This is a genomic window from Streptomyces sp. NPDC004721 (assembly GCF_053601495.1).
This window is the reverse complement of record NZ_JBSGBZ010000001.1, coordinates 168,164-181,859: the sequence shown is the minus strand read 5'-3', so window position 1 is coordinate 181,859 and position 13,696 is coordinate 168,164. Positions and strand designations below refer to the sequence as shown.

The 13,696-nt window shown below is 72.6% G+C and carries 12 protein-coding genes and 1 tRNA gene; 5 read left to right on the top strand and 8 right to left on the bottom strand.

All coding sequences use genetic code 11. The annotated features are described in order from the left end of the window. Positions 1 to 7: 7 nt before the first annotated feature. A complete protein-coding gene (locus tag ACWEK3_RS00875; RefSeq protein ID WP_453248599.1) occupies positions 8 to 595 on the bottom strand; it encodes a TetR/AcrR family transcriptional regulator in 588 nt (195 codons plus the stop codon). Then, positions 592 to 2,106, bottom strand: a complete 1,515-nt coding sequence (locus ACWEK3_RS00870; protein ID WP_450540222.1) for a 3-hydroxyacyl-CoA dehydrogenase — start codon at positions 2,104 to 2,106, stop codon at positions 592 to 594. Before ACWEK3_RS00870 ends, ACWEK3_RS00875 begins: the two co-directional genes overlap by 4 nt. Positions 2,107 to 2,276: 170 nt before the next feature. Between ACWEK3_RS00870 and paaN the strand changes: the two genes are divergently transcribed. Beyond that, complete coding sequence (paaN, locus tag ACWEK3_RS00865) at positions 2,277 to 3,968, top strand: phenylacetic acid degradation protein PaaN (protein WP_450540223.1); 1,692 nt, start codon at positions 2,277 to 2,279, stop codon at positions 3,966 to 3,968. A 5-nt stretch (positions 3,969 to 3,973) separates the two neighbouring features. Here paaN and ACWEK3_RS00860 read toward each other — a convergent pair whose 3' ends face one another. The 5 genes from ACWEK3_RS00860 to ACWEK3_RS00840 form a co-directional block, all read right to left on the bottom strand. Next, the gene (locus tag ACWEK3_RS00860; RefSeq protein WP_450540225.1) at positions 3,974 to 4,726 is read right to left on the bottom strand and encodes a TrmH family RNA methyltransferase; all 753 of its coding nucleotides are present in this window, start codon (positions 4,724 to 4,726) and stop codon (positions 3,974 to 3,976) included. After that, entirely contained in the window at positions 4,723 to 5,934 is a 1,212-nt protein-coding gene (locus tag ACWEK3_RS00855) for an HTTM domain-containing protein (protein ID WP_453248598.1), read from the bottom strand. The genes ACWEK3_RS00860 and ACWEK3_RS00855 overlap by 4 nt, the downstream gene beginning before the upstream one ends. Further along, positions 5,931 to 6,560 carry a DUF5819 family protein gene (locus tag ACWEK3_RS00850; RefSeq protein ID WP_450540229.1) on the bottom strand — a complete coding sequence of 210 codons (630 nt, stop codon included), beginning with the start codon at positions 6,558 to 6,560 and terminating at the stop codon, positions 5,931 to 5,933. The genes ACWEK3_RS00855 and ACWEK3_RS00850 overlap by 4 nt, the downstream gene beginning before the upstream one ends. An 875-nt stretch (positions 6,561 to 7,435) precedes the next feature. Beyond that, positions 7,436 to 7,765, bottom strand: coding sequence for a rhodanese-like domain-containing protein (locus ACWEK3_RS00845; protein WP_376397991.1), 330 nt, complete (start codon positions 7,763 to 7,765; stop codon positions 7,436 to 7,438). Positions 7,766 to 7,915: 150 nt separating this feature from the next. Further along, complete coding sequence (locus tag ACWEK3_RS00840) at positions 7,916 to 8,764, bottom strand: hypothetical protein (protein WP_390724070.1); 849 nt, start codon at positions 8,762 to 8,764, stop codon at positions 7,916 to 7,918. Between the two features lie 277 nt (positions 8,765 to 9,041). Here ACWEK3_RS00840 and ACWEK3_RS00835 point away from each other — a divergent pair, with 277 nt between their 5' ends. Further along, positions 9,042 to 9,878, top strand: coding sequence for a dioxygenase family protein (locus ACWEK3_RS00835; RefSeq protein WP_453248597.1), 837 nt, complete (start codon positions 9,042 to 9,044; stop codon positions 9,876 to 9,878). Positions 9,879 to 10,049: 171 nt separating this feature from the next. Here the strand turns inward: ACWEK3_RS00835 and ACWEK3_RS00830 are convergent. Beyond that, a tRNA-Leu gene (locus ACWEK3_RS00830) sits at positions 10,050 to 10,136 on the bottom strand. Between the two features lie 488 nt (positions 10,137 to 10,624). On the opposite strand from ACWEK3_RS00830, the gene ACWEK3_RS00825 reads away from it, so the two are divergent. From ACWEK3_RS00825 to ACWEK3_RS00815, 3 genes are all read left to right on the top strand, one after another. Next, the gene (locus tag ACWEK3_RS00825; RefSeq protein WP_361413460.1) at positions 10,625 to 11,485 is read left to right on the top strand and encodes a DUF3662 and FHA domain-containing protein; all 861 of its coding nucleotides are present in this window, start codon (positions 10,625 to 10,627) and stop codon (positions 11,483 to 11,485) included. Between the two features lie 10 nt (positions 11,486 to 11,495). Then, positions 11,496 to 12,005: an FHA domain-containing protein FhaB/FipA gene (locus ACWEK3_RS00820; RefSeq protein ID WP_384437370.1), complete on the top strand. Its 510-nt coding sequence runs from the start codon at positions 11,496 to 11,498 to the stop codon at positions 12,003 to 12,005. 121 nt (positions 12,006 to 12,126) lie between these two features. Next, on the top strand, positions 12,127 to 13,680 hold the full coding sequence (locus ACWEK3_RS00815) for a Stp1/IreP family PP2C-type Ser/Thr phosphatase (RefSeq protein ID WP_450540233.1): 1,554 nt from the start codon (positions 12,127 to 12,129) through the stop codon (positions 13,678 to 13,680). Positions 13,681 to 13,696: the final 16 nt, after the last annotated feature.

Sequence of the window (13,696 nt, the reverse complement as noted above, 5' to 3'; positions counted from 1 at the left end):
ACGGGGGTCAGGCCTTGCGCAGCCCCGAGAAGACCAGCCGCGTCACCGCGTCGGCCACCTCGCGCTCCGCCATGCCGCGCCCGTCGGGCCGGTACCACTCCACGATCGAGTTGATCATCCCGAAGACGAGCCGGGTCGCCAGCCGCACCTCCACGTCGGCGCGCACGTCCCCCTCCTCGGCCGACGCCCTCAGCAGATCGGCCACCCGGTGGTCGAAGTCGCGGCGCCGCTCCAGCGCCCAGCGCTCGGTCTCGGTGTTGCCGCGCACGCGCAGCAGCAGCGTCACATAGGGCAGTTCGGCGATGAGCACCTCGACCATGCGCCGCACCACGTGCTCCAGGCGCTCGACGGGGCGCCCCGTGCGCGCGTGCTCCTCGTCGAGGATCCCGAACAGCTCGTCCAGCGCCCGGCTGACCGCCCGGCGCAGCAGCTCCTCCTTGCCGGCGACGTGGTGGTAGATCGACGACTTGGAGATGCCGGCCGCCCGGGACAGGTGCTCCATGGAGGTGCCGTCGTAACCGCGTTCGATGAAGACCTGCACGGCCACGGACAGCAGCGTCTCCGGCGTGTACGTGTCGCGCCTGGCGGTGGTCATGAGGTGCCCTCCCGCTTGTCGGTGGCGTAGGCGTGGCGGTAGAGCGCGAGCGACGGCGCGTAACGGCCGGACGGATCGCACTCGTGCAGGTTGTCCAGCAGGGAGCAGGCCCAGCCGCCGCCGAGCCTGCGGCTCCACTCGAAGGGCCCGAGCGGGTAGTTGACGCCCAGGCGCATCGCGGTGTCGATGTCCTCCTCGGTGGCCGCGCCCTTGGCGACGGCGTCGTGCGCCAGGTCCACGATCCGCGCGACCGTGCGGGCGACGATCATGCCGGGGACGTCCCCGATGACGCTGACCTTCTTGCCGAGCGCCTGGAACAGGCCGGTGGCCTCGGCGACGGTCCGCGGCGAGGTGTCCCGGGAGGCGGACAGGGCGATCCGCGTGGCCCCGCGGTAGTCGAGGGCGAGGTCGAAGTAGACGACGTCCCGGAACTCCACCGAGGTCTGCCCGTCGGCGAGGACCAGCTGGCCACCGCTCGGCAGCACCAGGCGGGTGCCGTGGTCCTCGTCCTCCTCGCGCACCTGGATGCCCGCCTCCCTGATCAGGGCGAGCAGGTCCGAGGCGGGCCCGAGGCCGCCCTCGGCGACCACGTACGCGGGCGGCGCCTCCCGTTCCGCGGTGTGCGGCTCGGGGCGCTCGGCGCCCTCGCGGTAGTCGTACCAGCCCTGGCCGCTCTTCCTGCCGTGCCGGCCGGACTCGACCAGACGGCGCTGGGCCAGCGAGGGGGTGAAGCGCACGTCCTGGAAGAACGACTGCCACACCGAGTGGGTGACGGACTCGTTGACGTCCTGCCCGATGAGGTCGGTCAGTTCGAAGGCGCCCATCCGGAAGCCGCCCGACTCGCGCAGGACCGCGTCGATGGTGGCGGGGTCGGCGCCCTGGGACTCGTACACCGCGAAGGCCTCGGCGTAGAAGGGCCGGGCGATGCGGTTGACGATGAAGCCGGGGGTGTCCGCGCAGGCCACGGGGGTCTTGCCCCAGGCGCGGGCCGTCTCGTACGCGCGCGTGGCCGACGTGACGTCGGTGGCGAACCCGGAGACCACCTCGACCAGCGGCATCAGCGGGGCCGGGTTGAAGAAGTGCAGGCCCACGAGGCGGCCCGGGACGCGCAGCGCGCCGCCGACGGCCGTCACCGACAGGGAGGAGGTGTTGGTGGCGAGCAGGCAGTCGTCGCCGACGACGCCCTCCAGTTCCTTCAGCAGCTCCTGCTTGACGTCGAGCCGCTCCAGGACGGCCTCGACGACCAGCGCGCAGTCGGCGAGTTCGGTCAGGGCATCGGCGGCCAGGAGCCGGGCGCGGGCCGCGTCCCGCTCGGCGCCGGTCAGCCGGTCCTTCTCGACGAGCCGGTCGAGCCGGGCGCCGATCGCGGCGGCCGCCTCCCGGGCCCGCCCGGGCACGGCGTCGTACAGGCGTACGGTGTGGCCCGCGACCAGCGCGACCTGGGCTATGCCCTGGCCCATGGTGCCGGTGCCGACGACGGCCACCGGACTGCTGAGGTCGAGTGCTGTCATGTGCGCGATCCTCCCGCACGGCGCTGTCCACGGATGCGGCGGACCCCTTGTACCGACCGATCGTTCGGTTACTCTAACTCTGACCGCCTGTTCCTGCCCATGGCCGTGACCATGGAGATGCCAGATCACGGGCTCGACGAGGAGCTCTTGAGACGAGGAGTTGGTCCCGCATGGCCGCCGAACTGACCGCACACGAGCTGATCGCCAGGCATCGGCCCACCCTGGACCAGGCGCTGGAGGCTGTCCGCACCCGCGCGTACTGGTCGCCCCACCCCGAGCACCCCAAGGCCTACGGGGAGAACGGCAGCCTCGACGCGGCCGCCGGCAAGGCCGCCTTCGACGCCGTCCTGGGCTCCCGCCTCGACCTCGGCCAGCCCGGCACGGACGACTGGGTGGGCGACGAGGTCTCGCCGTACGGCATCGAACTGGGCGTGAGCTACCCGCACGCGGACATCGACGTGCTGCTGCCCGCCATGAAGGCCGGCCAGCGGGCGTGGCGGGACGCGGGCGCGGAGGCGCGCGCCATGGTGTGCCTGGAGATCCTCAAGCGGATCAGCGACCGGACGCACGAGTTCGCGCACGCGGTCATGCACACCTCCGGCCAGGCCTTCATGATGGCGTTCCAGGCGGGCGGCCCGCACGCCCAGGACCGCGGCCTGGAGGCGGTGGCGTACGCGTACGTGGAGCAGGTGCGCACCCCCGACACCGCCGAGTGGACCAAGCCGCAGGGCAAGCGCGACCCGCTCGCCCTCACCAAGCGGTTCACCGCCGTCCCGCGCGGGATCGCGCTGGTCATCGGCTGCAACACCTTCCCGACCTGGAACGGCTTCCCGGGCCTGTTCGCCTCCCTGGCCACCGGCAACGCCGTCCTGGTCAAGCCGCACCCGCGCGCGGTGCTGCCGCTCGCGCTCACGGTGAAGACCGCCCGCGAGGTGCTCGCCGAGGCCGGCTTCGACCCGAACCTGATCGCGCTCGCCGCCGAGCGTCCCGGCGAGGGCATCGCCAAGACGCTCGCCACCCGCCCCGAGATCAGGATCATCGACTACACGGGCTCGACGTCCTTCGGCGACTGGCTGGAGGCCAACGCCCGCCAGGCGCAGGTCTACACGGAGAAGGCCGGCGTCAACACGGTGCTCGTGGAGTCCACCGGCGACTACAAGGGGATGCTCGCCAACCTGGCCTTCTCGCTGTCCCTCTACAGCGGCCAGATGTGCACCACCCCGCAGAACCTGCTGATCCCCCGCGCCGGCATCCGCACCGACGAGGGCCCCAAGTCCTTCGACGAGGTGACCGCCGACCTCGCCAAGGCGGTGGACGGGCTCCTCGGCGACGACGCGCGCGCCAACGCGCTGCTCGGCGCGATCGTCAACCCGGACGTCAAGGCCCGCCTGGAGGCCGCCGCGGGCCTCGGCGAGGTCGCGCTCGCCTCCCGCGAGATCGCCAACCCGGACTTCCCCGGCGCGGTCGTCCGCTCGCCGGTGATCGTGAAGCTGGACGGCGCCAAGCCTGACGCCGAGGCCGCCTACATGAACGAGTGCTTCGGCCCCGTCTCCTTCGCCGTCGCCGTCGACTCGGCCGCCGACGCGGTGGAGCTGCTGCGCCGCACGATCCGCGACAAGGGCGCGATGACGGTGGGCGCGTACACGACCGACGAGGAGGTCGAGGAGGCGGTGCAGGAGGTGTGCCTGGAGGAGCCCGCCCAGCTGTCGCTGAACCTCACCGGCGGGGTGTACGTCAACCAGACCGCCGCCTTCTCCGACTTCCACGGCTCCGGCGGCAACCCGGCGGCCAACGCGGCCCTCACCGACGGCGCGTTCGTCGCCAACCGCTTCCGCGTGGTGGAGGTCCGCCGGGAGGCGTAGGCCTCTCAGGACGCGGGTGCGCCCCCGGTGGCACTCCAGTGGTACAGCGTCATCGCCACACTGGTGGCGAGGTTGTAACTGGAGACCTGGGGGCGCATCGGCAGCGCCAGCAGATGGTCGGTGCGCGCGCGCAGCTCGGCCGACAGGCCGCTGCGCTCGGAGCCGAAGGCGAGCACGGCGTCGTCGGGCAGCTTCACCCCGCGGATGTCCTCGCCCTCCGGGTCGAGCGCGAACAGCGGCCCACCGGGCAGCTCGTCGACGTCCAGCCGCTCCACGGCGGTCGCGAAGTGCAGCCCCGCCCCGCCGCGGACCACCGTCGGGTGCCAGGGGTCCAGGGTGCCCGTGGTGACCACTCCGGTCGCCCCGAAACCGGCGGCCAGGCGGATCACCGCCCCCGCGTTGCCCAGGTTGCGCGGCTGGTCCAGGACGACGACCGGCGCGCTGCGGGGCGAGTACGCCAGCGCCCTCAGATTGGCCTGGCGGGAGGGCCGTACGGCGAGGGCCGCCACGGCGGTGGGATGCGGGCGCGGCACGAGGGAGGCGTACGTCTCCCGCGGCACCTCGCTCAGCAGGGCGTCCAGCGCGTCCCGTACATCGGGGGCCAGCTCGTCGGCGAGGGCGAGCGCCGCGTGCCGGTCGGCGGTGACGGCCACCGGCACCTCGGCCCCGAAGCGCAGGGCGTGCTTGAGGGCGTGGAAGCCGTCGAGCAGCACGGAGCCGCCGGCCAGCCGGTGCCAGGCGCGTACGGGGTCGCTCATGCCGGGAAGCCTACGCGGGCGGGCCCGGCGTCCTCCGGGGAGCGCGGGTCCTTCGCCGGGGATCGGTCCCCGCCCCGCCGCAGTCGCGCACGCGCGCGTGCCGCGAGGCCGCCCAGGCGGCGCAGGAGGGGCGTCGGCAGGAACACCGAGTCCGCCGCGATCATCGCCAGCGAGAAGAACGGCAGCCCCAGCACGACCGCGATCACGGCGTGCTCGGTCATCATGACCGCCAGCAGGACGCTCTTCACCCGCCGGTTGAGCAGCGTGAACGGGAAGGCGACCTGCGCCATCACCGTCCCGTAGGTCACCAGCATCACCAGCGTGCCGCTGGCGGACAGCAGACCGGCCAGGGCCGGCCAGGGCGAGAAGTAGTCCAGGTGGAGCGGGTAGTAGACGGCGGTGCCGTCCTGCCAGCGCGAGCCCTGGACCTTGTACCAGCCGGCCGTGGCGTAGATCAGGCAGGCCTCGGCCATGATCACGAGCAGGGCGCCGTTGTGGACGATGTCGGCGACGACGTTCAGCAGCATCCGCGGCTGCGCCGAGCGCGCCCACCGTCCGACCGCCCACCACAGGGCCAGGCCCAGCCAGACCGTCCACAGGAGGACGGGCACGAACACCTCACCCTGCGTCCGGCCCGCCGCGGTGACCATGGCCAGGAAAAGCCCCAGCACGCTCCACAGGACGGGACCTGCCCGGTCGGGCACCCGCTCCCCGCGCGCGTGTGCCGTCCGTACCCGCGCGGCCCGGCGCGCGTCGAGCGACCAGACCTGGCCGCAGCGGGTGAACACCAGGTAGAGCGACATCAGGTGCAGCACGTTGTCGCCGCCGTCGCCCACGAAGACGCTGCGGTTCTGCAGGGAGAGCACGCCGACCATGAAGAGCACGGACGTGGTGCGGGTGCGCCAGCCCAGCGCGAGCAGCAGGCTCGCCAGCACGGCCAGCGCGTAGCACGTCTCGAACCAGAGGTCGCCGCGGAACCACAGCAGGGCCGTGAAGGCGCCGTTGTCCGAGGCCAACTGATGGGCCAGGTTCCAGCTCCACGGGCCGTCGGGGCCGTAGAGCTCATGGCGGTGGGGGAACTCGCGCAGCAGGAACAGCAGCCAGGTCAGCGAGAGACCGATGCGTATGACGGCGGTCTGGTAGGGGCCGAGGGCCGCCTCGGTGACCCGGGTGATCCCGCGCGAGACCGCGAGCGCGAGGCGGTTCACCGCACGCCTCCCCGGGTCTCACCGGCCGGCACCGTCCACCAGGGCAGGAAGCGGTAGGCCGGCTTGCCTGTCGCCTTCTCGTTGCTCCACGGGGGCGGGGGCACGTTGCTGGTGCGGCTGCGGATCTGGACGCGTTCGAGGACGCCGCCCGCGCCGGCCACGTCCCCGCGTTCCAGACGCAGCACCGCGATGCGGCGCAGGTACTGCTCGGCCAGGGTGCCGCGCAGGCCCACCGACCGGTTGTCGGCGTCGTGGGCGGCCCCGTAGAAGTCCCAGGCGCGGCGCAGTTCGTTCTGCTGGGTGTGGCTGGGCAGCAGATTGCCGTCGATGGCCCGGCCGTCCTCGGCGGACAGGTCGTACCAGCCGGTGGTACGGGTGCCGCCGTCCGCCGTGCCGACCTCCGCGCGCACCTGGACGGCGACGTTCTGCTGGAGCGGGTTCGGCGCGAACAGCTTCCAGTTCTGCTCGAACTCCGGGTAGATCCACCCGTCGATGGCCTCGGCGTGCTCCCTGTTCACCGTGTTCGACGGCGTGACGTGCAGGAACACCATCCCGAGATGCACACACACCACGACGGCGACCACCGCGAGCACCAGCACCGCACCCACCTGATACGGCAGGGACAACGCAGCGACACCACCACGAGACGCCGGCTCACCGGGGGCGGGGGCGAGGGCGGGCGCAGATATGGGGGCGGGAGCCGCGAGCGCGGCGGGGCCAGGGCCAGTGCCAGGAACGGGACCGGGGTCAGGACCGGGGTCGGGAACGGGACCGGGCTCGGGAGCCGGCACTGCGGCCGGGCCGGGACCAGGAGCAGGACCGGGGCCGGTGCCGGAACCGAGACCGGTGCCAAGGCTGGGAGCGGGAGCGGGACCGGTGCCAGGGCCGGGAGCGGTGCCAAGGCCGGGAGCGGGACCGGTGCCAGCACCCGGACCGGTGCCAGGCGCTGAGCGAGGAGCAGGAACGGAGGCGGGCGCGGGGGCCGGGGCCGGGGCGCTCTCGTCCGGCCCGGCTACGGCCCCGGCGTTCTCGTCCGGGCCGTCAGCGGCCGGCGGCCCGGCTGCGGGCCCGACAGCGGTCCGGGAGCCCTCGTCCGGCCGGGCGCCCGGGCGGCTGGGGGCGCGTGAGGCGGTCGAGTCGTCGTCGTGCGCGTTCATCCCGCCCCGTTTCCGATCCCGGTCCGTCCTCCGGCCGCCACCCGGCCGTGGGGCGCCGTACCGCCCGCGCGCACCGCTTCCCGGTGCCGCACCGGAACGGTACTCAGGGCCGCCCTCCGGGCACACCCCGGAACGTACCGGGCGCCGCGCCGGACCGAACCGGCAGTCGTCCGGCGGCCGTCCGCGGCGGGGGCCACCCTACGGCGGTCCACCGCAACATGGAATCGGCCGGGCACACGGGCTCGGTTGGTCGTCCGGCCGTGTCCATCCACCCAAGTCCGCCATGCTTCTGACGCACAGTCAGATACATGTCGGTGCCGGGGAGTACAGGGCCCGTCCCGGTGTCACACCACCTGGCCGGGCCGCCCCTCGTCGGTCACGACGGGCCGGCCCGAGGCGGCCCACACCTGCATGCCGCCGTCGACGTTCACCGCGTCGACGCCCTGCTGGACCAGGTACATCGCGACCTGCGCCGACCGCCCGCCGGAGCGGCAGATCACATGGACCCGCCCGTCCTCGGGCGCCGTCTCGGTCAGTTCGCCGTACCGGGCCACGAACTCGCTGAGGGGGATGTGCAGCGCCCCCTCGGCGTGGCCCGCCCGCCACTCGTCGTCCTCGCGGACGTCCAGCAGGAAGTCGCCGTCCTCGAGGTCCTGGACCCCGACCGTGGGCACACCAGCTCCGAAATGCATGAGTCGACGCTACCCGAAGCACACCGGAGGGTTCCGGCTCGGACCGGCACGGATCCGGCACCCGGCCGGTCACGGGTGACGCAGGTCACGCGGGTGCGGGCAGGCCACGCAAAGGCACGCGAGTCACGCTCGTCACTCCTGGCCCAGCAGCTCGGCCAGTTCCGCCTCGCGCTCCGCGACCTCCTTGCGCAGCTGCTCGGCGATCTCGTCGAGGAGGCCGTCGGGATCGTCGGGGGCCAGCCGGAGCATCCCGGCGATCGCGCCGTCCTCCAGCCCCTTGGCGACCACCGTGAGCAGCTCCTTGCGCCGGGCGAGCCATTCGAGGCGGGCGTAGAGCTCCTCGCTGCGGCTCGGCCGCTGCTCCTTGGGCTTGGGGCCGGCCGCCCACTCCGCGCCCAGCTCCCGCAGCTCGTCCTCGGCGCCGCGCGCGTAGGCGGCATTGACCCGGGTGAGGAACTCCTCACGCCGCTGGCGCTCGTCGTCCTCTTGCGCCAGGTCGGGGTGGGCCTTGCGGGCCAGCTCGCGGTAGAGGCGGCGGGCCTCCTCGCTGGGGCGTACCCGCTGCGGGGGCCGCACGGGCTCGTCGGTGAGCATCGCGACGGCCTCCGGGTACAGGCCGTCGGAGTCCATCCAGCCGTTCAGAAGCTCCTCGACCCCGGGGATCGGCTGCAGATCGGCTCGCGCCTCCCGCGCCTTGCGCAGGTCCTCGGGGTCACCGGTGCGCGCGGCCCTGGCCTCGGCCGTCAGCGCCTTCAGCTCCTCCAGCCGTGCGTAGAGCGGTCCGAGTCTCTGCTCGTGCAGCCGGGCGAAGTTCTCGACCTCCACCCGGAAGGTCTCCACCGCGATCTCGTACTCGATGAGCGCCTGTTCGGCGGCCCGTACGGCCCGCTCCAACCGCTCCTCGGGCCGCGCAGAGGCGCCCTCGGACGTCGCCCGGTCCGCCCCGGCGACGTCACCCTGTCCAGCTTCCGGGGTCGTCACCCGACCAGACTAGCGCCGCACGGGCCGGGCCCCCGCCCACCACCGCGACGGCCGGGCCCCCGCTCCAACGCCCCCTGTCCGTCGGGCCACCCATAACACCGGACAGGGGGACACAACGACATCTCCTCGTGCACGACCGGCGCGATTACCGTCGTCGGTGGCCCCACCGGAGCTCGACCGCGCGCCCAGCGCACCGCGCGTACTCCGTGTCATGCATGCCCCATCCCCTTCCCCCGCTTTCCCCGCTTCCCCCACTCGAGGTGACCGAGGAACCGCCATGACACCCACAGACCCCGACGGCTCCGCGTCCGAGCACCGGATCAGCCGCAAGAACCTGCTCAAGGCGGCCGTCGCCGCCGGTGCCGCCCTCCCGCTGGCCACCGGCGCTGCGGCGCTCGCCCGGGCCTCCGCCGCCCCGGACCGGCCCCTTCCGCCTACGCCCATGTGCGACGACGGGGACGGCCCGACCCACGACCAGATCGAGGGCCCCTACTTCAAGCCGAACTCACCGCTGCGCACCGCCCTGGTGACGCCGGGCACCCCCGGCACCCGGCTGACCGTCAGCGGCCATGTCTTCGGCCGCAACTGCGTCCCGCTGGCCGGCGTCCTGCTCGACTTCTGGCAGGCCGACGACGCCGGCGCGTACGACATGAGCGGATACGCCTTGCGGGGCCACCAGTTCACGGACTCCACCGGCGCGTACTCGCTGAGCACGATCGTGCCGGGCCTCTACCCCGGCCGCACCCGGCACCTCCACGTCAAGGCGCAGGCGCCCGGCCGTCCGGTGCTCACCACCCAGCTGTACTTCCCCGGCGAGCCGCGCAACGGCACCGACGCTCTCTTCGACCCGGCCCTGCTGATGAACGTCCGCGGGGCCGGCAACGCCAAGGAGGGCACCTTCGACTTCGTCCTGAACGTCGACGGCACACCGGGCCCGAGCGATCCGGGCACCCCGCCCACCGACCCGCCGAACGGCGCCTGGGCCCCCGGCCGCTCCTACGCCGCGGGCGACCGCGTCGCGTACGCCGGCGCCGCCTACCGCTGCCTCCAGGCCCACACGTCCATGACCGGCTGGGAACCGCCGAACGTCCCCGCCCTCTGGCGGCGCGAGTGACGACCGGTCCCGACGGCACACAACGGGCCCCGATACGTGAGATACCTCACGCGCCGGGGCCCGTTGTCCGTCGGCCGAGCTGTGCGATGACCCACACCTGCCGGCACAACGAGAAACGGGCCCCCACCGTGACTTCCGTCACTGGCGGAGACCCGTTCCATCGGTATCTCATGGTGCGCGAGGGGGGAGTTGAACCCCCACGCCCTTGCGGGCACTGGAACCTGAATCCAGCGCGTCTGCCTATTCCGCCACCCGCGCATTGGGTGTGTCCTCCGGCTCCGTCCCCCTGGGGGCTGGCGCCTTCCGACATGCAGAACATTAGCACGCCCCGAAGGGTGGATTCACATCGCTTTCCCAGGGCAGACGTCCAGCCCCGGCCGCATCGCGTCCACCCGCCGCGCCAGGCCGCCGGCCCCCGGCCGCGCCGCCCGGACAGACCCTCTTTCCGTATCGGAGCGCGCCCGTTCACGTATCAACCTCGTACCGGTCACGCCCGTCTGCCCAGGAGCCGGACGAGGACCACAGTCGGGTGCGGGACACTGGTCTGCGACCCCCTCTACGATCCTGGGCAGAAGTACCGAGCGACACCCGGGCACGCAGAAGGCGTCGACACCCGTCGACAGGGCCGACAGGGGGAACCAGCCGATTCACCCGCGCGTGGATACGATCAGTAAGCAGTACCAGGCAAGCAATACGCAGCACGACGGCACGACCCGCAGCGATGGCAACGATGGAGGAGGTGCCCCATGGGAGTCCTGAAGAAGTTCGAGCAGCGTCTCGAAGGTCTGGTCAACGGCACCTTCGCCAAGGTCTTCAAGTCCGAGGTCCAGCCCGTGGAGATCGCGGGTGCGCTCCAGCGCGAGTGCGACAACAACGCGACGATCTGGAACCGCGACCGCACCGTCGTACCCAACGACTTCATCGTGGAGCTCAGCGCGCCGGACTACGAGCGTCTGAGCCCCTACTCCGGCCAGCTCGGCGACGAGCTCGCAGGCATGGTGCGCGACTACGCGAAGCAGCAGCGCTACACCTTCATGGGGCCGATCAAGGTCCACCTGGAGAAGGCGGAGGACCTGGACACCGGCCTGTACCGGGTGCGCAGCCGTACGCTCGCCTCCACCAGCAGCCAGCAGGCGCCCCAGGCCCCCTCGGCCGGCCCGGGCGGCCGCCCCGCCGCCCCGGGCGGGTACGGCTACCCGCCCGCGGCCGGCCCCTCGGCAGCGCCCCCCATGCCGTCCGCGCCGCCGCCCGGCGCCCGCCCCGGCGGCTACGGCTACCCGCCGCCCGCCGCCCAGCAGCCCGCGCCCGCCCCGGCGAGCGGCGGCCGCACCCGCTACTGGATCGAGATCAACGGCACCCGCCACCAGATCTCCCGCCCGACACTCGTGCTCGGCCGCAGCACCGAGGCCGACGTGCGGATCGACGACCCCGGCGTATCCCGCCGGCACTGCGAGATCCGGACCGGAACGCCCTCGACGATCCAGGATCTCGGGTCCACCAACGGCATCGTGGTGGACGGGCAGCACACCACCCGCGCTACGCTCCGCGACGGCTCGCGGATCGTCGTGGGCAGCACCACCATCATTTACCGGCAAGCCGAAGGGTGAAGCGGGGGCAATGTCAGAGCTGACCCTCACGGTCATGCGGCTGGGTTTCCTGGCCGTACTGTGGCTGTTCGTGATCGTGGCCGTGCAGGTCATCCGCAGCGACCTGTTCGGTACGCGCGTCACCCAGCGGGGGGCCCGCAGGGAGACGGCCCGGCCGCAGCAGGCCGCGCGCCAGGCGCCGCCGCAGCAGCGCGGTCAGCAGGGCGGTGGCCGCCAGCGCCGCAACGCCCCCACCAAACTCGTGGTGACCGAGGGCATCCTCACCGGCACCACCGTCGCGCTGCAGGGCCAGACCATCACCCTGGGCCGTGCGCACGACTCCACGATCGTGCTGGACGACGACTACGCCTCCAGCCGCCATGCCAGGATCTACCCGGACCGCGACGGCCAGTGGATCGTCGAGGACCTCGGATCCACCAACGGCACATACCTGGACCGGACCCGGCTGACGACCCCCACACCGATGCCGCTGGGCGCGCCGATCCGCATCGGCAAGACCGTCATCGAGCTGCGGAAGTAGTACGACTAATGAGCGAGCGGAGCGAGCACGCAGCGGCGGCCGGCACCCCGGGCCCCGGCGCGCTCCCGACCGGAGGGTGGGCACCGTGCGGATGTACCCGGAGCCGACGGGCGAGGTGCGCATGAGTCTGTCACTGCGCTTCGCCGCCGGATCGCACAAAGGCATGATCCGCGAGGGCAACGAGGATTCCGGGTACGCCGGTCCCCGCCTGCTCGCGATCGCCGACGGAATGGGCGGCCAGGCCGCCGGCGAGGTCGCCTCCTCCGAGGTGATCTCCACCATCGTCGCCCTCGACGACGACATCCCCGGCTCCGACATCCTCACCTCGCTCGGCACCGCCGTACGGCGCGCCAACGACCAGTTGCGCGCCATGGTCGAAGAGGACCCGCAGCTGGAGGGCATGGGCACCACGCTCACCGCCCTGCTGTGGACCGGCCAGCGACTCGGCCTGGTGCACGTCGGCGACTCGCGCGCCTACCTGCTGCGCGACGGCGTGCTGACCCAGATCACCCAGGACCACACCTGGGTGCAGCGCCTCGTCGACGAGGGACGCATCACCGAGGAAGAGGCCACCACCCACCCGCAGCGCGCCCTGCTCATGCGCGCCCTCGGCAGCGGCGAACACGTCGAGCCCGACCTGTCCATCCGCGAGGTGCGCGCCGGCGACCGCTACCTGATCTGCTCCGACGGCCTCAGCGGCGTCGTCTCCCACCAGACGATGGAGGAGACCCTCGCCGGCTACCAGGGCCCGCAGGAGACGGTGCAGGAGCTGATCCAGTTCGCGCTGCGCGGCGGCGGCCCCGACAACATCACCGTCATCGTCGCCGACGTCCTGGACCTGGACACCGGCGACACCCTCGCCGGACAGCTGTCCGACACCCCGGTCGTGGTCGGCGCGGTCGCCGAGAACCAGAACCACCTGCACGACAACGGCATCATGCAGACCCCCGCCGGACGCGCCTCGGGCCTCGGCCGCCAGGTGCCCGGACAGGGCGGCGGTGGCGGCGAGTTCGGCCCGCCCGGATCCGGCGACACCGACGGTTACGCCCCCGCGGCCGGCTTCGGCGACTACGGCGACGAGGACTTCGTCAAGCCCCGCAAGAACCGCAGGTGGCTCAAGCGCTCCTTCTACAGCGTTCTCGCGCTCGCCGTGCTCGGCGGCGGCCTGTACGGCGGCTACCGCTGGACGCAGACGCAGTACTTCGTCGGCGCCAACGAGGAGCACGTCGCGCTGTACCAGGGCATCAGCCAGGACCTGGCCTGGCTGAAGCTGTCGAAGCTCCACACGGACCACCCCGAGATCGAACTCAAGTACCTGCCGCCCTATCAGCAGCAGCAGGTCAAGGCGACGATCACCGAGGGCGGTCTGACCAACGCCCAGAAGAAGATCGACGAGCTGTCCGTGCAGGCCTCCGCGTGCAAGAAGGAGACCCAGCGCCGCACCGCCGAGGACAAGAACGGCGCCAAGACGCAAGAAGGCCAGGCGGGCGGTACCACCGGCACCACGGGAACCACCCGCGCCTCCTTCACGTCCAAGGCGACGCCGACGCCGAACCCGTCGACGACCACGTCCCCGTCCTCCCCGTCCACGTCCGCCACCGCGTCCACTCCCAGCCCCGGCCCCACTCTCTCGGAGGAAGAGCAGAAGGTCGTCTCGCTGTGCGGTAAGCAGTAGGCAAGCCGTGAGAGGC